Origin of the sequence: Vibrio sp. Sgm 5, from assembly GCF_026241575.1 — a bacterium.
Classification (GTDB): Bacteria; Pseudomonadota; Gammaproteobacteria; order Enterobacterales; family Vibrionaceae; genus Vibrio; species Vibrio jasicida.
Window position 1 is genome coordinate 65233 of record NZ_JAPHPY010000003.1, and the last position, 22210, is coordinate 87442.

The window sequence follows — 22210 nt, forward strand, 5'->3', positions numbered from 1 at the left end:
TTACATCTTGCTATCGAGGTATTTACCCGTTTCTTTGTGCCCAAAATCAGGGATCATGGTAAAGAACAGTTTCACAATCTGCTCTTTAGTCCAAGCTCGCTCACCTTTCATCTCAGAGATGCTGTTTTCAAACAAAGTAAGAAGCTCTTGCTCATAAAGAGGTTCATTTTTGATGATGCCCAGGTTTTCGAATCGAGACATATCCAGCTCTTCTTTATCTGTAAAAAACTCTTCGAAGTCTTTTTCACCCGTAGTATCACTTGCAGTAAACAAACATGGCCACTTGCCCTGCTCTGGAAGCGTATGTGCAAGTCGGCGAGCTTCTTCTTCTGTTTCACATAGGTGAGGTTCAAAACCAAGTTGCTCTAGGTATTTCACCGCTATATCTGCAAACGAAATAAGATGTAGAGCTTCACTCAGTTTCGGGAAGAAAATGTCACGGTTCTCGCCAAAGATACAAGACATTAAACATAGCTCTCCCGACTCTTGAGGAGTAACAAAGTAACGCTTGATGTCGTTTGGGGCCACGATAGGTTGGCGCTTTTGGATACGTTGGTTAAATCCGTGAAGTAGCGAACCATCAGAGAATGCCACATTTGCAAATCGAGCAGTTGAGATTGCCATTTGCTCGCTTTTACGCATCAGGAACATTTCCATAATGCGCTTTGACGCACCCATCATGTTAACAGGGTTTGCAGCTTTATCTGTTGAAACACAGAAGTACTTTTTCGCGCCAGCATCAATAGACTGCTGAATTGTTTTGTCGGTATTAAAAACATTTACATCGATCATGCGCATCAACGTATAAGGATCTTTTTCACTTCTAACATGCTTAAGCGCAGAGAGGTTCAATACATAATCGAACTTACCATCAGCTTTGATGAATGCATCGTACTCTAGAGAACCAATGTCCAAAGCAAATGTTTGGAAGTCACCATCAATGTAACCAAATGAACTACGGATATCTCGAACAAGCTCTACCATATTGTTTTCACTAATATCGACAACATGTAGCTTCTTAGGGTTACGTTTGAAAATCTCTTTAGTTACGGCTTGTCCGATTGAGCCAGCGCCCCCCAGAACAAGGAAACTTGACGCAGAAACAATACGTGATAGCTCTGCTTCATAATTTTCAATATCTTGTGTGAATAAGGCTTCGGTACGACCGATTAAAGGCAAAATAGCATTCATTACCAAATCCCCTTGGTATCTACTAAGTATGGTGAGTTTATTGACTCAGCTTTAAATTCTTTATGGTCAACAAGCATGACATGAATATCAGCCGTCGACTTTGCAGCGTCAAAGCTCTGAAGATCAACTTGCTCCAATGAACTTGGCAACTGATGAATATTAGGTTCAACTGCAATTACATTCCCCATATGGAAAGAAGCAATTTCTTTTACAATCTGCATTGCAGGGCTTTCACGTAAGTCATCGATGTCAGGCTTAAAAGCTAAGCCGTAACATGCAATTGTAATCTCTTTGGCTGTTTTATCAGTATTCTCTTGCAGGAAGTCTGCAATAGCCATTTTAGTCTTACCGACAACCCAACCAGGCTTACTGTCATTAACTTTACGTGCCGTATGAATAATCTGAGCTTCTGCTGGCGTTTTTGAAACGATAAACCATGGATCAACAGCAATACAGTGGCCACCGACGCCAGGACCCGGTTGAAGGATGTTCACACGAGGGTGACGGTTTGCTAGTGCGATCAACTCCCACACATTGATATCTAACTTATCACAGATAACGGAGAGCTCATTTGCAAATGCAATTTGAACGTCACGAGAGCTGTTTTCAGTTAACTTCGCCATTTCCGCAGTGCGTGCATTAGTGATAACACATTCGCCTTGAACGAATGTTTGGTATAACTCAACTGAGCGTTGTGAACACTTCGGAGTAAGGCCACCAATAACACGATCATTTTCAACTAACTCTCTCACTACATGGCCTGGCAAGACACGCTCTGGACAATGAGCGATGTTAATGTCGGCATCTTCACCGTGAGTCTGTGGGAATGTGAGATCTGCGCGAGCTTGGGCCAACCATTCAGCCATTTGCTCTGTTGCACCAACTGGTGAGGTCGACTCTAGTATAACTAAGTCACCTTTCTTCAAGACAGGCGCAATTGCTTTACTTGCAGCTTCAATATAGGAAAGATCAGGTGCAGGAACTTCACCTTCTTTACAAGGTAAGAAGGGAGTTGGAACAGCGATGAGAAACGCATCCGCAGCTTCTGGAGTTGTCACAGCTTTTAGGTAGCCTTCTTTGACAGCGGCATTTACGATCATATCGAGCTCAGGCTCAACGATATGAATTTTACCTTGATTGATAGTGTCAACAGCATGTTGGTTAACATCAACACCAACAACCTTTTTCTTGCGTGATGCGAACATTGCTGCTGTTGGCAGACCAATGTAGCCCAAACCTACAACTGATACTGTTTCAAAAGACATATATACTTCTCGTTAAATTAAATTATTTTGCTAGAACATCTAGAATTCGTTGGCATGCTTTTCCATCACCATAAGGGTTATGTGCAAAGCTCATTTCCTTATACGCCTGCTCGTCTTGAAGCAAAGTCGTTAAACCTGTAACGATACGATCTACATTGGTACCAACCAACTTGACCGTACCAGCCTCTACGGCCTCTGGGCGCTCTGTTGTATCTCTCATGACCAACACGGGCTTACCTAAAGAAGGGGCTTCTTCTTGGATGCCGCCCGAGTCGGTAAGAATAATATGAGACCGATTCATTAAGTAGATGAATGGCAAGTATTGTTGAGGCTCAATCAGATGTACATTACTTATTCCCGCAAGAATTCGGTTTACAGGTTCACGTACATTAGGATTTAAGTGCATTGGATAAACGATTTGAGCTTCTGGATGCTTCTGTGCAGTAAAGGCTAACGCTTCACATATACGCTCAAAACCACCACCAAAGCTTTCTCTTCTGTGACCTGTAACAAGTACTAGCTTTTTATCTTCATGGAGAAATGGAAATTGCTCAGAAAGGCTATGTTGAAGAGCCTCATCATGATCGATTTTTTCTTTGATCATCAAAAGAGCATCAATAACAGTATTGCCTGTCACCGAAATGTTCTCTTTATCAAAGTTTTCTCTCAGCAAATTGTTTTGAGATGTCTCTGTTGGTGCAAAGTGATATTGCGTTAGTGCCCCGGTCAGCTTTCTATTTGCTTCCTCAGGCCAAGGAGAGTAAATGTTGCCAGTCCTTAAACCTGCCTCTACATGACCAACTGCAATTTGCTCGTAATATGCTGCAAGACTCGCCGCAAATGTAGTTGCGGTATCACCATGAACTAAAACAACATCAGGTTTAAACTCTTGCAATACTGGTTTTAATTCCAATAAGATGCGAGCGGTTACATCATTTAGTGACTGGCCTGCTCTCATTAAATCTAGGTCATAATCTGGCTTGATTTCAAATAATTCAAGCACTTGGTCTAGCATCTCTCGATGTTGAGCTGTTACACAGCACTTTGCTTCAAATCGTTCGTCAGCAGATAAAGCATGAACCAAAGGTGCCATCTTTATTGCTTCTGGTCGGGTACCAAATACCGTAAGTACTCTTTTCTTTGTCATCATTACTGACCTAATGTAAAACTTGAATAATAATTTTCATGGGTGCATGAACCTTGTTCATGCTCCGTTTTAGTTGTATGTTTCTGCGCTTAACTCAGCGATGCCTCACTAGACTCCAATTGGTCTCTTTTTGCAAAAACAAAGCGGATTAGTACAATCATAACACCAAGAATACCGCCAAGTAGTGTTCCTGCAATACAGATAAGCGCTCTCTTAGGTGATGCTTTTTCTTCTGGAACTACAGCAGGGTCGATCACTTTAAATACGAATTCTTCTTGAGCTTCTGCAAGCATTAGATTTTTTGTTTGCTCTTCAATTAACTTGTAAAAAGCAGATTGCATATCAGCCACAGCCGTTTTTTGAAGCTGTTCACTCAAGTAAGTTAGGTTTTTATTGGTATCTCGAATTGTACGCTCACGCATTACTTGGTTAATATCTTCAATCAGCCAGTTTACCCATTGTTGAGCTACATATGGTGAGTAGTGGTTAACCGATAGTCTAAATAAACCCGATTCTTTGTCAGGCTCAATACTCAAAACCTCAGTAACGAACAAACGGTAGGCTTCTTGTGCTGTTGGCTTAGACCCCTTAAGTCCTTGAGGCTCTCTCAACCAAACTTGTTTCTCTGCATCGTAAAGTTCATCATCTAATATCAATTTGTTGGCACCCATGTCCCAACCTTTACTCCCCATAAGAGGAACTAAAATGTCATGCTTCTCTACAAAAGATTCAATAAACTGACGAGACTTAATTACCTGAACAGCTAAGTCAGTTTGATTGCTTTGGCTTGGTAAGCTAACTCCAGCAAGTGACGCCAATCCGCCAAGCTGACCAGACATAGCCGCTAGACCACTAGCATTGGAGTCTTGAGCAGGAGATAAAAGAGCGTCTGCTCTGTAAATATTCGGTTTTGAAAGCGCAAATGCCACAGCTGCGGCAGCAAAAATGACAGTGGTAACAATAATGATCCACTTTCCCTGCCAAAATGCGGAGAGTAATTCACGTAGGTCTATCTCATCTTCGGCAGGAGTGTGGATATGAGGATAGGGGGGCAGGTTTGGGTATTGCTCAGATTTCATTTAACTTTATCCTAGCCAATTAACTTATTGCTCATTGATTAAATACAGATATATACAAACAAAAAACGTGAGCCCAGATATCATCTAGACTCACGACTGTTTTTGTTATTGAAGTGCGTTAATCGCTACACCAGTCTGGTATAGGATCTGTGTTGCAGCAGTCCAAGTACTTAGAGCATCGCGGTAATCAGTATCAATTGGCACCACAATCGTATCACCTGCTTTTAGCTCTTCTTTGTCATTTCCAAACCAGTAACCCGAACTCGGTTTGTAAACCGACCCATCAGCTCTAACAACGAAGATACGGTCTTCATCAGCTTGCTTCTTAACACCACCCGCTTTATTTAGGTAATCATCTACATCAAGCTTATTATCTAGAAGGTAAGTGATTGATACCTGCACCTCACCCATAATAGATACGGTGTTACGGAATGTAGGGATAAAGAGGAAGTCACCATCTTCAAGCATAAAGTCTGCTGATTTATCGCCTTTAATCACTCTGTCTAATTGAACAACCATACGGCCAAGAGCCTTACTTTTGCTTGCTTCTTCAACAAACAAAAGAGTCTTATCTGGATCAGAGATCACTGATCCCAAGTTACTGTCAGCTCGGAACGTTTTCTTAGCCGTTTCAGAACGCATATCAGCGGCGTATTGATTAAGCAATTTTTGCTCTTGAAGACGCAACGCTTCCCTTGTAAAGATTGCCCCTTGTGGGTGAGCAAACTCGGTTAAGCCCCCTGCGCGCTTCAATAGCTCACCTAACGTTTCCCCTTGACGCACTGTATAAGTACCAGGGAAACGAACCTCGCCCTGTAAAACAACCGTACTTTGCAGTTTGATGTTTGGCTTTTCTAAAATGTTGAGGCGGTCCCTTGCTGTAATAATAACGTCGCTAGAAACATCTCCCTGAATAACTTTTCTTAAGTCTATTCTTTCTACATCGATACGAGCACGTTCATCAACACTATTGATCACTGTGCGTGCCAACTCTGCATTAATGGTATATGCATTGTAAGTTAGCCCACCGGCAGCCTCTAAAAGCTTTGAAGTAGTCGTTCGAGCCTCTATTGGGTAGCGTCCTGGGTGTTTTACCTCACCAAAGACTTCCGCGATTTCAGGAGCGGCCCCAAGGCGAGATTGCTGTTGCAATTGCAGTAAAACCGGAGCTAGCAAAGAGCGGCGAGTATTTTGTTTGAGAGTATCTAAATCATCTTGTGTGATTTCTTTACCTCGAAAGATTATTTTTGTCTCTTGTTCTTGAGCTAAATTGCCAGAAATTTCACTGCCATTAGCTTTAGTAGTGTTGATTTGTGATACACCAACACTTACTGCTTGAGTACTTACAGAAGAATCTAAAACGGCTTCTTCTTTACGCTTTTCATTAAGGGCTTGCTCTTGTGCTTGCTCTAAGGTCTTGACTTTATTAGTCGTCTCCGAGTCAGAAATAGAGTCCAAATCTTCATTGTTAAAGCGGTTGAAAACCAGAATTCTATCACGAGACATTAACTTCAAGTTATCAGAGCTATTCGGTGCCAAGATAGCCTGAGCTAAGTTTATTTGGTGGACTTCAATATCTCGTTGAGCATTCACTTCTCGAACTACAACTGCGTAATTTACATCAGCAGTTGAGTTGAATGCCGTATCTACTGAGCTGAATAGATCCGCGACTCTCAAACCATTTTTCCATTCAAGGTAACCTGGGTGTTTAACGTCACCTTCCACTTGGATATAACGGGTAAGTTCCTCGCTCTTTCTTTGCACATCTACCACATCACCAGAATGCACCTTTGCACTCTTCACAGTCGAACTGTTAAAGTTCAATGTAATGGCATCACGATGACCTTTTGAGGCGTACCGTTTTACTTCAACCTGCTCGGTATATGCATTAGCAGTAAAGCCACCAGCTAAACGAATGGCAGTGTCGTAACTCTCACCTGATTTCATCTCGTAAATTGCAGGTCTATTTACTTCACCATCAATGGTAATTGTTTGCCCTATAGAACCAATGAATACAACATCTCCAGGCAATAAGCGTACATCATTACTTGCATCACCCTTTAAAAGTAAATCATACAGATCAAGCTTACGAATTACCTTCCCATCACGCTTTAATTGGACATTTCTTAACGCACCACTCTCACCAAAACCACCACTGTAATAGATCGCTTGAGACACTGTAGTTAAAGCACTTACACTGTAAGCTCCAGGCTTATATGCATCACCCATGACAAAAACTTGCATAGTTCGCAGTTCACCCATTGAGATATCACTACGAACACCAATCATTTGTTCTTTTACTCTTGTGGTTAGAGAGTCTCTAACTTCTGAAAAAGACAAACCTGCGACTTGGATCGGGCCTAACGATGGGAAATTAATCGTACCAGCCCTGTTTACTCGTAAGCGGTGCGTAGTGTTGTCTTTACCAAATAACTGAACAACGATCTCATCTCCGGCTCCAACGGTGTAATTTGCTGGTACAGGAACATCACTAATAGGTGCGAATGTGCTAGGAGAACCAGAAAATAGGTCTAAGCCAAATCGCTTAAGCTCTTCATCGCCTTTAGTTTTAGTTACTGGCTCATCATTTTGACCTGTTAGGTTATTCATATCTCTTGGCTGAATAACCTGAGGGTTTTGGAAAGTACTTCCTTGATTAGCGCTTTGAGAAGGGACAGAGAAACCATATTTGTCTGCTAGCGATTTTTGCTGATCTGCAGGCAAGTTTTGAAACATTTTGATCTGTTCTGGTGTTGGGTTTTGGGCCAACGCACTTGTTGTAAAGCTACTTGCTAGCAAAACTATAGCGGCAACTGAAAGGTATCCTTTGAACATGTCGTGTAAATTCGCCGTGTTAGAGTGATTAAAAGTTAATATCCGATAAAATTTGGTCTCATGTCGCATTTCTGCCAAGACTAAAATCTATGCTGGAAGCCTATCGTCATTGTATTCATGCGTATACTTTCTTCTGAAACATTATCCACAAACTCAAAAACCACCGCGTTCTTGTTATCCAATGCGTAATGAAGACCTAAACCGAAACTGAATCCATTTTCTTTTGATGACCCCACCCCCTGTTGGTTGACTTCCACACTTGATACTCCAGCAAGTCCGTACATCGCTACACGCCCACTGACGGGCATATTTAGCTTTAAAAAGCCACTAGCCAGTTGATCGATAGCTAAGCCACTATCTCTTTGTATAGAGGTGCCATATCGTGCCTCTAAAGCAACATAATCATTAAAAAAATAACCAACTTGCGCTTGTAAGACGAAAGGAGAACCTTCGACTATTGCGCCTTGGTTATTGAATTGATGCTCTGCATTAGCGTAACTAACGGCTGCTCCAGTATAAAAATCTGCAGACGCAGAGAAAGAGATGCAACTCGCAGTTACTAGACAAGTCAATCCTAAGCTTCTTTTTTTATTCGTCACGAAAGTGCCCTCTACAAACTAAACTCGCGATACTTTTTAGTTAGCGCTTTGGGAATTGAACGTATATAACCCACGCTACCGCCCTGAGGCATTGCGCTAGCCACTATTCGCCAGTTTAACTAACTCAATTGACGCTAGATATTATTCTATAGCCATAATTTTGATTTTCTTAACCTTGAACCTGACTCCGTTAGTGTCTTTCCAAGGGCTCGCAAATTATGCACGGATTGACATTGATCAGCAAGTAAGCCCTGATACGGACCTTGGTTTCTGATATAAGACTTTAGAGTTGTCCGAGCATTGTAAAAGTTAATGTTCATAGCTAAACCAAAATAAGAAACTATTTACATGTTGGATGATTTTTATCTAAAATAGGAATTGGTATGCAAATACCAAACATCGATGTTTAATACCGGAAATACAAGGATTAATAATGAAAAACACAGCTCTAGCTATTCTTATGGCTCTAAGCGCGTCAACAGCTTTCGCAGCCGATACAGGCGCAGAAGCAGGCAACACTGCAGCAGCATCTGCATCTGCAACTGGTACAACAGCAGTTGCTGTTGGTGCAGCGGCAGCTGTAACAGTTGTTGCAGTAGCAGCATCTGACAGTGACTCTACTTCTACTTCTACTTCTACTTCTACTTCAACAGCTAAGTAAATTTTAAAAGTAGTTTGTATGCATATCGCCCTGAATATTCAGGGCGATTTTGTTTGCATGAGGGAATAATGAAACAAACTCTTACTTTAAAGTGCTGCAAAGCACTCTCACTTGTGCTGTTTTTGATCGGCTCTATTGGGTGTACTCAAAAGTTCAATGATGTGTCTGCAACAGTCAAAGAAGCATATAGTAATTATGTCGATATTGAGTTAACAGCAGATGAGATCAGAGGTGTCCCATATGCAAGTGCATATTTAACTATCGGCTCACAAAAACAAGTTTTTGTCGTTCTTGCTTTTGCTGAAGAAAACCAAAAAACAGGCATAACGCGATTAAAATGGGTCAGCGCAGACAATGCGATGATCATCACCGAGAATGGACGAATTGTGAAAACTCTCGGGCTACAATCTAACAACCTTGCTGGTATTCAGAGTCAAGTGCCACAATATGATGCCACAAGCAATATACCGATAGCATACAAAGCGTTATACGATTGGACTCCCGATTATCGCTACTCCTTCCCAGCAAAAATTACTCGAACAAGATTACAACGCGAACCTGTAGTAACCCCTTTGGGTACAACCAATGCCACGGTTTACACAGAGAAAGTTGTATTTACTACTTTAGATTCCGAGTTAACCAACACATATTGGGTATCAGACTCAGGCAAAGTAATACAAAGTTTACAATATCTTGGACCCGATATGCTTCCCGTTAAGTTTGTCGTATTAAAAGGGTACGCGAAGAAATGAGATCATTATTGTCAGCATTAAGCTTATGCGTTCTCTCTAGCTCAATATACGCAGCATCGCCTCAAACCACAGTTGAGCTCACTGGCTTACAAAAATCTCTTAACTTTGATGGAAAAGTCAGGCTTGTAGAGATCATAAAAGCTAGCCAACAACATGGCGCATCAATGGATTACCCTTTAGCCACGACTTTATTTGATGAATCAGAAGAGGCGAAGGAATACTCCTCATCACTTAAGTCCTTTGTATTAAACCAACTAATGCAAAAGAACCTTATCTCGCATCCGTTTTATAAATTCATTCAAGACAACGAGTTCTCTAGAAGAGTGTTGTCGGACTTAGATCTTGATGAGTTACGCCTTAAAAGGGATAGAAACCCTCTAATTTCAGGTGAGTATTCATTAATAACACCTGAACGAAGCGATAAAATTCTACTTTTAGGCAACTTAGATAGCGTTAATATACTAAAGAATCAACAAGGCCTGCCACTATCGGATATTCTTAAAAACTTAAACGATATTTATGATAGCCGTAGCCCTTATCCTGTCATTATATATCCTGATGGCAAAGTAGTTGAGCCACATAAAGGTCATTGGAAAAGCACATATTATTATTTGCCGCCGCTATCAATTGTATATTTCCCATTTGCTGATTTCCGCTCATCAGAACTGGATAAGAGCATAGTGGAGCTACTTACCTTATTGAAGACTCAACCATGAAACTCATTAAAAGTACTCTTGTCTTAACAACAATGAGTCCCCTACTAACGTGGGCTCAAAGCACTCCTTTCGAAGCACCGCCATTACAGCCATCTCAAATGGATTATGGTGGCGTTGGTTTAATGCAGATGCCAACTGGACGAATGGCTCCTGAAGGAGAGTTCAACTTTAGCGTTACATCTAGCAACGAATACCTTTTCTACAATGCCACTCTACAAGTAATGCCTTGGGCCGAAGCTACGATTAGATATACGATTGTTGACGGGTTACCATATTGTACAGACCCAAGGTTCTGTGGTGACAATGAGTATACTGATAAAGGTATCGATTTTAAGTTTCGACTGTTAGAGGAAAGTCAATACTTACCTGAGGTGTCCTTTGGTGTTAGGGATTTTGCAGGTACAGGACTGTTTGACTCAGAATACTTCGCTGCAACCAAACAATATTCTAATAAGAACTTAGGTACTTTTGATTTTACTCTGGGTATTGGCTGGGGCTCAATGGGAACCAGAGACAATATTTCTAACCCGGCTTGTGAAATTTCAGACCGATTCTGTACACGCCCTGATGATTACCAGCTTACAGGTGGAACAACCAATTACGATCGTTTCTTCAAAGGCCCGGCTGCGTTGTTTGGTGGTATAGAATACCAAACGCTTCATGCACCACTACGCTTTAAAGTCGAGTACGACAGCAACGATTACAGCGGAGACTTTCCTGTAGTTCAAGGTGGCGTAGACATGACCCCCCATACTCCATGGAACTTTGGTATGCTGTATCGTTTAGGTAGCATCGCCGATTTGCGCTTGAGCTATGAGCGGGGAGATACTTTAGTTGCAGGAGTGAGTTTAAATACAAACTTCAATAATATGCCATCGTTTTGGAGAGATACGCCTACACCTGAATTAAAAGATGAGCAGCCAGAAACGATCTCAGATGTTGATTGGAAACGAGTGAGCGAAGATTTAGATCAGATCGCCGGATATGAAGCAAATCAAATTTATGTCTCTGATGGTGAAGTGACTATTGTCGGTGAGCAGACCAAATATCGAGATAGAAACAAGGCTTATGAAAAAGCAGGTGCGATACTTCATAACCAACTACCAAAAGATATTGGTTCTTATACAGTTGAAGAAAGAAACAACGGTTTATCAGGACATCGAGCCACGATATCAGCAAATGATTATGTTGATGTAGCCAATGTAAATTACATAGCCCCGAATATCGAAGACGCACTCGATGAAACACCTGGTTTGGCTAATGAAAAACAGACTAAAGTTTACGATGGCTTTGAAAGGTTTGATTGGGGATTTGCACCTCAACTAGTACAAACTTTAGGTAACCCTGAAGAATTTTATCTATTTAGTGTCGGTTTAAAAGGAAGCGCATCTTACTGGTTCAATGACAATCTCGAGATTGGTGGATCATTATACTGGGATTGGTATAACAACTATGACAAGTATAACTACATAACTCCTCCAGATGGAACGAGTGTTCCACGTGTTCGAACCATGTTCAGGGCTTATACTAATGAACACGATGTGACGATGACTAACTTGCAACTTACTTGGTTCCAAAACTACTCAGAAAGTATGGATCAACAGTTCTATGCAGGTTACTTAGAAAGCATGTTTGCAGGTGTTGGTACTGAGTTTTTATACCGACCACAAGGCGCAAACTGGGCGATTGGTGCTGATTTTAACTTAATTTCACAACGAGACCCCCAAAGCTACTTCGGTGTCTATGATGAAGAATGGCAACATGTTCCAGAGTACGGAAGGCCTTTCCGAGTTATAGATCAAGGCTTTACTGGTTTTGTATCCGGCTACTACTACCCACAATGGGACTTCTTACAAAACTTGATGATTCAAGTCGATGTTGGTCAGTTCTTAGCTGGGGACGTGGGTACTCAGTTGAATATATCTAAACAGTTCAAGAGCGGTGTTATCGCAGGTGCATATGCCTCCTTCACAGACCTCTCAGCTGAGGAGTTCGGAGAAGGTAGTTTCACAAAAGGCTTCTACATGTCAATCCCATTTGACATCATGACAGTAAAACCAAGTAAAAATCGTGCTAACTTTAATTGGCAACCTCTTACTCGAGATGGCGGACAGAAACTCGGTCGCAAATACAACTTGATCGAGCTAACAGATCACAGAAACCCTTGGTACCAACGTCCAAATACGTCAGACGAAAAATAATCTAGTTCTGGTTAGACGCCTTAACTAAAACAAAGGAAGCTTCGGCTTCCTTTGTTTGCCTAATGACAACGACTTCCCCTAGTACTAGCACCTAAAGGCTTAACTCTGCTAAACTTCCTGAGAAAATTTTAATCTATGGTGGAAGTCTTATGATCATCGTAACTGGTGGTGCTGGCATGATCGGCAGCAACATTGTTAAAGCTCTGAATGAAGCAGGTATTAACGATATTCTGGTTGTCGACAACCTAAAAAATGGCAAGAAGTTTAAAAACTTAGTTGATCTTGATATCACTGATTACATGGATCGTGATGACTTCCTTACCCAAATCATGGCGGGTGATGACTTCGGCCCTATCGAAGCTATCTTCCATGAGGGTGCTTGTTCTGCGACAACCGAGTGGGACGGTAAATACATGATGCTAAACAACTATGAGTACTCAAAAGAGTTGCTTCATTACTGTCTAGATCGTGAGATTCCGTTCCTGTACGCGTCATCAGCAGCAACATACGGCGAGACAGAAACGTTTGTTGAAGAACGTGAACACGAAGGCGCGCTCAATGTATACGGCTATTCGAAACAGCAATTTGACAACTACGTTCGTCGCCTATGGAAAGACGCAGAGGAGCATGGCGAGCAGCTTTCTCAAATCACTGGTTTCCGTTACTTCAATGTATATGGCCCACGTGAAGATCACAAAGGCAGCATGGCATCAGTTGCCTTCCACCTAAATAACCAAATCAATGCTGGCGAAAACCCTAAATTATTTGAGCGAAGCGAAAGCTTTAAGCGTGACTTTATTTATGTTGGCGATGTATGCAAAGTAAACCTTTGGTTCCTAGAGAATGGGGTTTCTGGCATCTTCAACTGTGGTACAGGCCGTGCAGAATCTTTTGAAGAAGTGGCAAAAGCAGTTATTCAACACCACAACAAAGGTGAAATACAAACCATCCCGTTCCCTGATCACCTAAAAGGCGCTTACCAAGAATTCACTCAAGCGGATCTCACTAAGCTTCGTGCAGCTGGTTGTGATGTAGAATTTAAAACGGTAGCTGAGGGTGTTGCTGAATACCTAGCGATTCAAAACCGTTAATTCCCCTCAAAGGTGGTAGTTAACTCTCTACCACCTTTACTCTGATACGATTATTAGTATCATTTCTACAGACCCCCACTCGCCTCTCTTCAAATATATAGGTACTTAACACTTCATGACTAATCAACGTGATGATTTCGATCCTAAAGCTTATAACCCTAAATTTGAGCGCCACTTTTTAGCGCCGAAGTATTGGGGTACGTGGATAGGCGTTGTCCTTTCTTTGCCACTTGCTTTATTACCTTTAGGGGTTCAGAAATGGCTAGCAAAAACTATCGCGAAGAAACTGGCTAAATCGCACAAAGGTCCGGCTCACAGAGCTCGTGTTAACTTTGAGCTGTGCTTTCCTGAAGAATCATTTGAAGAGCGAGAAGCTCTGATTGAAAAAACACTTTATACCGCAGCGTTGTTCTTTTTCCGTTTCAGCCTACTCAGCTTACGTTCGTCTAAGTGGTTGCAACAACGCTGCCAAATCAGTGGTTTAGACATCCTACAAAAATACATCGACAATGATGAGAAAGTCATTTTGATGGTTCCACACTCATGGGCGATTGATATTCCCGCGGTGTTGCTTGCTTCGATGGGGATGCCCGTCTCTGCGATGGCAAAAAAGCAGAAAAATGAAGTGGCAGATTGGCTAATGCACGAACAACGTGTGCAATATGGCGGTCGTGTTTATGAGCGCTCTGGTGGTGTTAAGCCATTTTTGAAATCAGTTCGCGACGGTTACATTGGCTATTACTTACCCGATCAGGATCATGGCCCTGAGCACAGCGTTTTTGTCGATTTCTTTGCGACCAGAAAAGCAACGCTTCCAGGCTTAGGTAAAATTGCCAAACTATCACGCGCTAAAGTGTTACCTATGTTTGCTTCTATGAATACAGAAGATGGTACGTTTGATATCGAAATCTTACCGGCGTTTGAACTAGATAAAGGCGAAGAACAAGACGCTCGCACTTGTAATCAAGCAATCGAGTACTTTGTTGCAAATAAACCAGAACAATACATGTGGGTGTTGCAGCTTTTACACTCTCAAGAAGACGGCAATAACTATTACAACCTATTTAAACCGAGATACAACACTGACTGGCAAATAAGCAAATGAAAAAAATCTTAATTATTGGCCCTTCTTGGGTTGGCGATATGGTGATGTCGCAGTCTCTTTATATTGTCTTAAAGCAACTCTATCCAGAAAGCCAAATTGATGTAATTGCACCAGGTTGGTGTAAACCAATTCTTGAGCGCATGCCAGAGATCCATCAAGCCATTGAAATGCCTATTGGTCATGGTGAATTCAACTTGCTTGGTCGTCGCGAAATCGGTAAATCATTACGAGAAAAACAGTACGATCACGCCTACATCCTGCCGAAGTCAGCAAAATCAGCGCTTATTCCTTGGTTCGCAAACATTCCGCTTCGTACAGGTTGGAAAGGTGAAATGCGATACGGTCTGCTTAATGACTTGCGCCCAAATATGAAGTCTTTCCAGTTCATGGTTGAACGCTATGTTGCATTGGCTTACTCACAAAAAAAGATGATTGACTCATCCTCATTGGGTGGTTTAGAGACCCTACCTCGCCCTAGCCTGTTTATTGATGAAAAAGAGCAAGCTGAAGCTATTGCTAAGTTTAATCTCAATAAAGATGCGCCTGTTGTTGGCCTGTGCCCGGGTGCAGAGTTTGGCCCTGCTAAAAAATGGCCCGAAACACACTATGCCGAAGTTGCAATTCAAATGGCGAAGTCTGGGCATCAGGTCTGGCTGTTTGGTTCTCAAAAGGACCTTGATACCTGTAATAACATTAAGCAGCTCGTGCCGGCTGAGCTTCAACAGAGAATTCACGTTCTCGCTGGTCAAACCAGCTTGATTGAAGCCGTTGATCTGCTGGCGGCATGTCAGACTGTTGTAGCTAATGACTCTGGTCTTATGCACGTAGCGGCCGCTGTTGGCTGTAATGTTGTTGCAGTCTATGGCTCAACCTCACCAAAGTACACACCACCGCTTGCGGAAAAGGTAGAAATTGTTCACACCGATATTGACTGCCGTCCATGCTTTAAGCGTGAGTGTGAGTTCAAGCACCTTAAGTGTTTAACTGACTTATCACCAAAACAGGTGCTAGACAGCATCCAAAAACTTGAAGCGATAACGGTAAGTTCATGCTAATTCGCATTTTTTACACATTGCTGCTTGCCCTTGCCTCCCCTTTCCTATTGTTTGGTTTATATAAAAGCAAACCAAACAAGCCCAAGTTTGGTCAGAGATGGAAAGAGCATTTTGGTATTACACCAAAGCTAGAGGTAACTGAACGCCCCATTTGGATTCATGCGGTTTCAGTAGGCGAAAGCATCGCCGCTATCCCCCTAATTAAAGAGTTGAAAAAGCAAAACCCAGCTCTACCTATTTTGGTCACCACCACTACCAGCACTGGTGCAGAACAAATTGCCAAGTTGGGCGAGTTAGTTGAACACCGCTATATGCCTATCGATTTCGATTTTGCAGTAAAAGGCTTTCTAAAAGCAACACGCCCAAAGCAAATGTTGATCATAGAAACTGAGCTTTGGCCGAACACTCTTCGTACTGTCCATGACTCAGAAATACCGATTACTGTTGTTAACGCTCGCCTTTCTGAAAAGTCATGTAAGAACTACGCAAAAGTGCAGCCTCTATTTAACCTATTAGTTCCTTGCTTGGATAAAGTACTTTGTCAGACGGAGTCTGATGCAGAACGCTTCGAGCGCTTAGGTGTAGATAAGCACCGACTTTTTGTTACTGGCTCAATAAAGTTTGATATTCAGATATCAGAAGAAGTCAAAGAGAAAGGAAAAGCGCTACGGGCTGAGCTTGGGATAAAGCGGCCAATTTGGATAGCTGCTAGTACTCATAACGGCGAAGACGAGCAGGTATTAGAAGCCCACAACAAAATCTTAGATTCGCACCCAAATGCACTTTTAATCCTTGTCCCACGACATCCAGAGCGATTCGAAGATGTATTTGAGCTTTGCCAAGGTCAAGGCTTTGAAACTGCTCGCCGTACAAACCAAGAAGAAGTAACAACATCGACCCAAGTTTATCTTGGAGATACCATGGGGGAGATGCTGATCTTGATTGGTGCATCCGATATATGCTTTATGGGCGGTAGTTTAATTGGCGATAAGGTTGGTGGGCATAATGTCCTAGAACCTGCGGCTTTGGGTGTGCCAGTCATCACTGGGCCGAGCTATTTTAATTTCCAAGAAATTGTCGACAAGATGGTATCTTTTTCCGCGATAGCGATTACTTCAAACGCAAGCACCCTTGCAATTGAAATCAAGGATCTAATTCAAAATGAAAGAGCTTACCATCAAACCAAGGTAAGCCTACTTTCTGTCTTAAACTCAAACCAAGGCTCATTACAAAAAACTCTGGATAAGGTAACTTTATAAACTATGGATCTTTTTGTTGTTACATCACCCATGCAGTATGTTTGTGCCTTAGAGGCTAAAACATTCTTTAACAGCCAAGAGGCGATCTTACTGTTGGTAAACCAGAAAAGTACGCTTGGTTTAGAGCAGCAAAACCGACTTTTAAATGCTAAAGAGTGGCAAAGTATCATCACAATTGATAGGGGAAATCGTAGTGTTGCTGTCCCTAAAGCAATCAAAGAGATCAAGAAAGCCCTAAATGGGTGTTCGATACAACGTTTTTTCTATGCTGAATTTAATGCTTGGCGAACAAAACTAATACTAAAAAACCTCAATATAGAGAAACAAATCTATTTTGATGATGGTACGCTTACATTGTCGGAGTACCCGAAGTATATACTGCCTAAAAAAGACTTTTACCGCCCAAGGTTCCTTCAAGATTTAGTGGTGCGCCTAAATGGATGTAAACCAATTGGTCATTTAAAACCTTCTGATAATCTAGAAGTTTTTACGATGTTCAATTTAAATCCAATAGCACATAAAGTACATAAGAATTCCTTGAGCAGATTAAAGGGGAAGTATGGTAACCCATCTCTATATAATAGAGATGCTCCAATTGGCTATATAGGACAAGGGGCTATTGGTGACAAATATCAAAAATCGGTATCACAATACATTGAAGAGATTGATACTCTCGCTAAGTCTAGCAATCGAAAAATTATATACTTCCCTCACCGAACAGAGCGAGATGAAGTAAAAGAGGCACTACAGGGGAAAAGCTACATTATATACCACCGTAGTGAATACCCTCTAGAAATAGAGTTAATCGATAAAGGTATTGAGCTCTCTGGATTCGTAGGGACTTATTCAACAGTAATGTTTACTTGCAGACTACTCTATCCAGATATGCCCATCTATACGATATCTGACGACTACCCAGATAAAGTGTTTCGAGCAGAACTAAGAAGACAGTTCAAAGCTATTAATGTAAAGAAAATTAATAGCTTTCAAGACCTATGACAATCTTCTTTTATTAAGGAAGAATTCAGCTAATTCAAAATCAAGCTGTTGTTCAATATCGAATGAGTCCTTGTTTTCCATGACAAAAGCAAAGGACTCACTTGTATAACAGATCTCTTGGTATTCGAGTAATGTTTCAACATCAAATATATAAATCGCACCATTGAAGCGATAAAAGCTCCCTAAATCTTGAGAACGCTTTAGAGCTTCTGGTCGAATAAAGTTTTCCATTGAACCATTGTCTGGCGATGTATTTGACCAAAGTGGAGGATGCTCACACGGTGTCACAGATACAACAGAAAAAGCTTGTTTCTCAATAAATAGCTCTAGAGCCTGATCGATATGCTGTGAAGTACGCAAAGGCGACGTGGGTTGGAGTAAAATGACTATATCAAAATCAGTACCAAATTTATCCAACGTGTACGTTAGGACATTCGCTGTCGATGCAGTATTAGAAGCTAAGTGCTCTGGACGAAGTTCAGGTGCAGGAATCCCTAACCAGCAGCTACATCAGCAATCTCCTGATCATCTGTGCTTATAAATATATCGTCAATATACTCACTACCTTTTGCTGCATCAATAGACCAACCAATTAATGGCTTCCCTGCAATTGGCAAAATATTTTACTCCCTCCTCGAACAGGGATAAACGCTAATACCTTTTTTCCATCAATCATTAATATGTCCTTAAGTTCAATCTACATACTTTAATTTAAGTAAAACGTTACGATTCATTTTCTATGCTTAACTTTCTTTTCTATTAGTAATATTTTTATTATTGCCCACTATCGAGCTGTTATCAGCCACGTTTTTTGTGATGACCGCATTTGCTCCAACGTAACAATTCTTACCAATTGAAATCCCGCCAATGATCTTTGCTCCAGAGCCAATGTAAGTATTTTCTGACACGTGAGCCATCGAGTTATCGGAGTCAAAGTTGCTGCCAATCGTGACTTGTTGATAAATTCGACATCCTTTTTCCACTTTTGCTTGCGAACCGATAACAATTCCACAAGGGTGAGGAAACAATACTGTTGGATGAATGTCGGCTAAATGGCTAACATCACAGTTGTAAACATAAAAAATACGTCTTTGAAAACGCTTGCGTATAAAACGAGAGTGTTGCGTCCCCCAAAACATTAGATCTAATTCGGCACGAAACTTTTTTGAGGGTTCAGACGTAGAAAGCCATTTTATCCATAGTTTAAGCATCCTATTTGACCTTCTTCGGTGGGTTACGAAATAAATGCCACTTACGCCAAAGAGCACACTGAATAGAATACAACTCCCGCGTAAATCGATTCATTTTATTACTCTTCTCGAGCTTACCGACACTAGAATCAAAATCTGTTTCATTCTTAACGATACCTGGCATTATGCCTCGGCATGCAACTTCATTTGACCAAAACTGGTCCATGTAATCATCAACAGGTAGTAACCACTCTTGAGCAGATTCAATGAACCTTTTTGCAGCCATTGGAGTGACGAAGTAAGATCGAGTTGCGCCAGGGCCTCGTAAATACTCGACGACATCATGAGATTTATATGAACCAATTTTGACGAATGGCCGTTTGCGTCCATTAACAAATAAACGAACATAACCATATGGTTGGAGCTCGTTGATGTTTTTCATCGAATCATCAAAACATTCTTCTAGTTGAGCATCATCCTCAATGACAACTATCGGCTCATTTAACTCTAGGCACTTTTCCCAAAGCAAATAGTGACTGGCGAAGCACCCCAATTCACCTGGCGTCATTCCATAGCCTTTCACTCTAAGTCTTTTCTCAACGTTGTACTTGCTAAACAGAGGATGCTCGCCTTTACGTCCATCTATTGCATCAAAAAACTCAAAGTCTTGCTCTACACCAGCAAATTGAGCTTCGATATGCGCGCGGCGCTCAACTGCGCTTTCCAAACTAATCACAAACGTACGCATTCTCTATCCTTTATTACTTTGGTGGTAACCGCTTAGCAAACAGTCAAAGTCTTGGAGGCTCCACGCAATCGCGCATTTACCTTTTTCTTTCTTAAATGAGCGCAATAGTCGCTCTAAATTCTCTTTGGAAACCTTAGTATCTGTAGATGAAAAGCACTTATCAAAGTCGATAATCCAGACCTTGTCTTGATCATCAATTAAGATGTTATGAATGTTCAAGTCGGTATGGTTCACATTAACTTTATGCATCTTGGCAATTTCTTGCCCAATCTTTTGGTACATCACTTTCGGTAATGGTTTTTCTTGCAAAATACTGACCAAGTCTCTGGCATTTGGGATTCTTTCGCTGAGAAGATCCGCTTGGTAAATCAAACCTGTTTTAACTGCTCGCGCGGCAATCGGGCGAGGAACATTAACGCCGGCATCTATCAAAATCTGCAAAAGGTTTAACTCCTGAGCACTACGAGTTTGTTCCCAACCAGAAAACCAGTATTGGTCTTTCACAAGTTTGCCGAATAGACCACCTCGGCGATAATGTCGAAGGGCAGCTTGCATAGAGTCTAGTTGAACAAACCAGGTAGTACCCCGACCAGAAGCGCTGCCCAAGATTTTACCTTGTTCTTGCCAATAGCCGGCATCAAACAATGGCAATGTTGGGTCTGAAATGATTTCATCATCAAACCAAATCGTGCAATTACCTTGTTGTGAAGTTTGAATCATATATTTAATACCCACAGCTAAAGTGATCTAGAGATAAAGACTAAGCAAGATATACAGCCATGTGAATCCAGCGAACGCTAATGCCACCATAACTGCCGCTGAGCCGATATCTTTTGCTCGCCCACTCAACTCATGATGTTCGACGCCTACGCGATCCACTACCGCCTCTATCGCAGAATTGATCAACTCAACAATCAGAACAAGGACGACGACACCAAGCATCAAAATACGTTCTATAACACTCAAGTCAAAAACACAGACCAAAACGATGGCAATGGCTAGCATCACAAGCTCTTGTCTAATCGCCGCTTCATGTTTAAACGCCGCCCTTAAGCCTTTCGCAGAGTATCCCGTCGCTTTGATGATGCGCTTTAAACCAGTGTTTCCAGGTTTGCCTGAATTTGGAGATTGATGTTGTTGGCTATTTGACATTGCGAAGACTCGTCAGTGCTCAGTATAGAAGCGGTGTATTTTACATTTATTGGGGATGTCTGCATAATTTACCTGCATCTATTTATCTGATCAGACAATAACTATGTTCACTTCTGCCCCTTCTTCACTCTGTATATTGCGTTTATCTGCAATTGGTGACGTTTGCAATACTATCGCGACGGTTCAAGCGATTCAAAAACAATGGCCTGAGACCCATATCACTTGGATTACTGGCAAACTTGAAGCTCAATTGCTAAAAGCGATAGATGACGTTGAGGTGATTGTTTTTGATAAAAAAGCAGGACTTGATGGCTACAAATCACTGTGGAAACAACTCAAAGGACGCGAGTTCGATGCTTTGCTTCATATGCAATATGCCATTCGAGCGAGCGTGGCGACGTTAGGTATTAAAGCGAAGTACAAACTTGGTTTCTCTTCTGACCGTAGCCAAGATTTTCAAACTTTGTTCACCAATATCAAAGTTCCTTCACCAAGCTCTTTGCATGTTGCGGATGGTTTAATGGCGTTTGCCAGTCAGATTGGAGTACCTCAATCGGAACTATCTTGGTCTTTATCTTACTCAGAAGAGGATAGTACTTGGGCTAAGGCAAAACTAGATACGGCGCAACCAACCTTGTTATTGGTTCCCGGAGCAAGTAAAGCCTACAAGAACTGGAACTCGAAGGGTTATGTGGATGTCATTAATCATGCGCGAGAGAAAGGCTGGAATGTCATACTAGCGGGCAGTCCTGCAAAGGTCGAAGTTGACCTAGCAAATGAGATTCAAGCTTTGTTGCGTGAACCTTGTTTAAACTTAGTAGGAGAAAGCTCCATCCTACAAATGCTAGCTTTAATTGATAAGGTGCAGATGGTGATAGCACCAGATACTGGCCCAGCCCACATGGCGAGTGCAATGAACACACCGATTATTGGTTTATATGCCCATCACAATCCTATTCGAGTAGGCCCTTATCGCTTTTTAAAGTATGCCGTATCTGTATATGAAGAAGTGATTCTTGCAGAAACAGGAAAGACTAGCCAAGAATTAAGCTGGCGAACCCGAGCAAAAGATGAAGCCGCAATGAACCGCATCACAAGCGACCGTGTCGTAGCAATGTTCGACCAAGTCGTAGAAGATTTGTATCCACATCAGTAAAATGTACCA

Annotated in this window: 20 protein-coding genes and 1 pseudogene; 10 read left to right on the forward strand and 11 right to left on the reverse strand. The window is 41.7% G+C overall.

Annotated features, from left to right (window positions below; all coding sequences use genetic code 11):
* From OQJ86_RS02720 to OQJ86_RS02745, 6 genes are all read right to left on the reverse strand, one after another.
* Entirely contained in the window at positions 1-1191 is a 1191-nt protein-coding gene (locus tag OQJ86_RS02720) for a UDP-N-acetylglucosamine 4,6-dehydratase (RefSeq protein WP_265986019.1), read from the reverse strand.
* Positions 1191-2456 (reverse strand): UDP-N-acetyl-D-mannosamine dehydrogenase, encoded by a 1266-nt coding sequence (gene wecC / locus OQJ86_RS02725; RefSeq protein WP_265986021.1) that lies wholly within the window; start codon positions 2454-2456, stop codon positions 1191-1193. Before wecC ends, OQJ86_RS02720 begins: the two co-directional genes overlap by 1 nt.
* A gap of 22 nt (positions 2457-2478) precedes the next feature.
* The gene (wecB, locus tag OQJ86_RS02730; protein WP_265986289.1) at positions 2479-3603 is read right to left on the reverse strand and encodes a non-hydrolyzing UDP-N-acetylglucosamine 2-epimerase; all 1125 of its coding nucleotides are present in this window, start codon (positions 3601-3603) and stop codon (positions 2479-2481) included.
* An 89-nt stretch (positions 3604-3692) separates the two neighbouring features.
* Positions 3693-4682: a Wzz/FepE/Etk N-terminal domain-containing protein gene (locus OQJ86_RS02735; protein ID WP_265986023.1), complete on the reverse strand. Its 990-nt coding sequence runs from the start codon at positions 4680-4682 to the stop codon at positions 3693-3695.
* 105 nt (positions 4683-4787) lie between these two features.
* A complete protein-coding gene (locus tag OQJ86_RS02740) occupies positions 4788-7517 on the reverse strand; it encodes an SLBB domain-containing protein (protein ID WP_265986025.1) in 2730 nt (909 codons plus the stop codon).
* 80 nt (positions 7518-7597) lie between these two features.
* Positions 7598-8116 (reverse strand): outer membrane beta-barrel protein, encoded by a 519-nt coding sequence (locus OQJ86_RS02745; protein WP_265986027.1) that lies wholly within the window; start codon positions 8114-8116, stop codon positions 7598-7600.
* Between the two features lie 433 nt (positions 8117-8549).
* Here OQJ86_RS02745 and OQJ86_RS02750 point away from each other — a divergent pair, with 433 nt between their 5' ends.
* The 9 genes from OQJ86_RS02750 to OQJ86_RS02790 all read left to right on the forward strand — a co-directional run bounded on the left by OQJ86_RS02750 (position 8550) and on the right by OQJ86_RS02790 (position 17955).
* Positions 8550-8777: a hypothetical protein gene (locus OQJ86_RS02750; protein ID WP_265986029.1), complete on the forward strand. Its 228-nt coding sequence runs from the start codon at positions 8550-8552 to the stop codon at positions 8775-8777.
* Positions 8778-8845: 68 nt separating this feature from the next.
* Positions 8846-9529 (forward strand): YjbF family lipoprotein, encoded by a 684-nt coding sequence (locus tag OQJ86_RS02755; protein ID WP_265986031.1) that lies wholly within the window; start codon positions 8846-8848, stop codon positions 9527-9529.
* Positions 9530-9537: 8 nt separating this feature from the next.
* Positions 9538-10245, forward strand: coding sequence for a capsule biosynthesis GfcC family protein (locus tag OQJ86_RS02760; RefSeq protein ID WP_265986033.1), 708 nt, complete (start codon positions 9538-9540; stop codon positions 10243-10245).
* Positions 10242-12446, forward strand: coding sequence for a YjbH domain-containing protein (locus OQJ86_RS02765; RefSeq protein ID WP_265986035.1), 2205 nt, complete (start codon positions 10242-10244; stop codon positions 12444-12446). Before OQJ86_RS02760 ends, OQJ86_RS02765 begins: the two co-directional genes overlap by 4 nt.
* Positions 12447-12595: 149 nt before the next feature.
* Positions 12596-13537, forward strand: a complete 942-nt coding sequence (gene rfaD / locus OQJ86_RS02770) for an ADP-glyceromanno-heptose 6-epimerase (protein WP_265986037.1) — start codon at positions 12596-12598, stop codon at positions 13535-13537.
* A gap of 115 nt (positions 13538-13652) precedes the next feature.
* Positions 13653-14642, forward strand: a complete 990-nt coding sequence (gene lpxM, locus OQJ86_RS02775) for a lauroyl-Kdo(2)-lipid IV(A) myristoyltransferase (RefSeq protein ID WP_186175658.1) — start codon at positions 13653-13655, stop codon at positions 14640-14642.
* Positions 14639-15697, forward strand: coding sequence for a lipopolysaccharide heptosyltransferase II (waaF, locus tag OQJ86_RS02780; protein ID WP_265986040.1), 1059 nt, complete (start codon positions 14639-14641; stop codon positions 15695-15697). Before lpxM ends, waaF begins: the two co-directional genes overlap by 4 nt.
* Positions 15691-16956 (forward strand): lipid IV(A) 3-deoxy-D-manno-octulosonic acid transferase, encoded by a 1266-nt coding sequence (gene waaA / locus OQJ86_RS02785; RefSeq protein WP_265986042.1) that lies wholly within the window; start codon positions 15691-15693, stop codon positions 16954-16956. The genes waaF and waaA overlap by 7 nt, the downstream gene beginning before the upstream one ends.
* Before the next feature lie 3 nt (positions 16957-16959).
* Complete coding sequence (locus OQJ86_RS02790; protein ID WP_186175655.1) at positions 16960-17955, forward strand: glycosyltransferase 52 family protein; 996 nt, start codon at positions 16960-16962, stop codon at positions 17953-17955.
* Here the strand turns inward: OQJ86_RS02790 and OQJ86_RS02795 are convergent.
* The 5 genes and pseudogenes from OQJ86_RS02795 to OQJ86_RS02815 all read right to left on the reverse strand — a co-directional run bounded on the left by OQJ86_RS02795 (position 17950) and on the right by OQJ86_RS02815 (position 21045).
* Positions 17950-18631 (reverse strand): annotated as a pseudogene (locus tag OQJ86_RS02795) (cytidylyltransferase domain-containing protein). The gene OQJ86_RS02790 and the pseudogene OQJ86_RS02795 sit on opposite strands and share 6 nt — an antisense overlap.
* Positions 18632-18698: 67 nt before the next feature.
* Positions 18699-19166 (reverse strand): serine acetyltransferase, encoded by a 468-nt coding sequence (locus OQJ86_RS02800; protein ID WP_265986045.1) that lies wholly within the window; start codon positions 19164-19166, stop codon positions 18699-18701.
* A gap of 1 nt (position 19167) precedes the next feature.
* Entirely contained in the window at positions 19168-19893 is a 726-nt protein-coding gene (locus OQJ86_RS02805) for a glycosyltransferase family 25 protein (protein WP_265986047.1), read from the reverse strand.
* A gap of 3 nt (positions 19894-19896) precedes the next feature.
* Positions 19897-20613, reverse strand: a complete 717-nt coding sequence (locus OQJ86_RS02810; protein ID WP_038876927.1) for a 3-deoxy-D-manno-octulosonic acid kinase — start codon at positions 20611-20613, stop codon at positions 19897-19899.
* A 27-nt stretch (positions 20614-20640) separates the two neighbouring features.
* Positions 20641-21045, reverse strand: a complete 405-nt coding sequence (locus tag OQJ86_RS02815) for a diacylglycerol kinase (protein ID WP_020195869.1) — start codon at positions 21043-21045, stop codon at positions 20641-20643.
* A gap of 103 nt (positions 21046-21148) precedes the next feature.
* On the opposite strand from OQJ86_RS02815, the gene OQJ86_RS02820 reads away from it, so the two are divergent.
* Positions 21149-22201: a glycosyltransferase family 9 protein gene (locus OQJ86_RS02820; RefSeq protein ID WP_265986053.1), complete on the forward strand. Its 1053-nt coding sequence runs from the start codon at positions 21149-21151 to the stop codon at positions 22199-22201.
* Positions 22202-22210 lie beyond the last annotated feature (9 nt).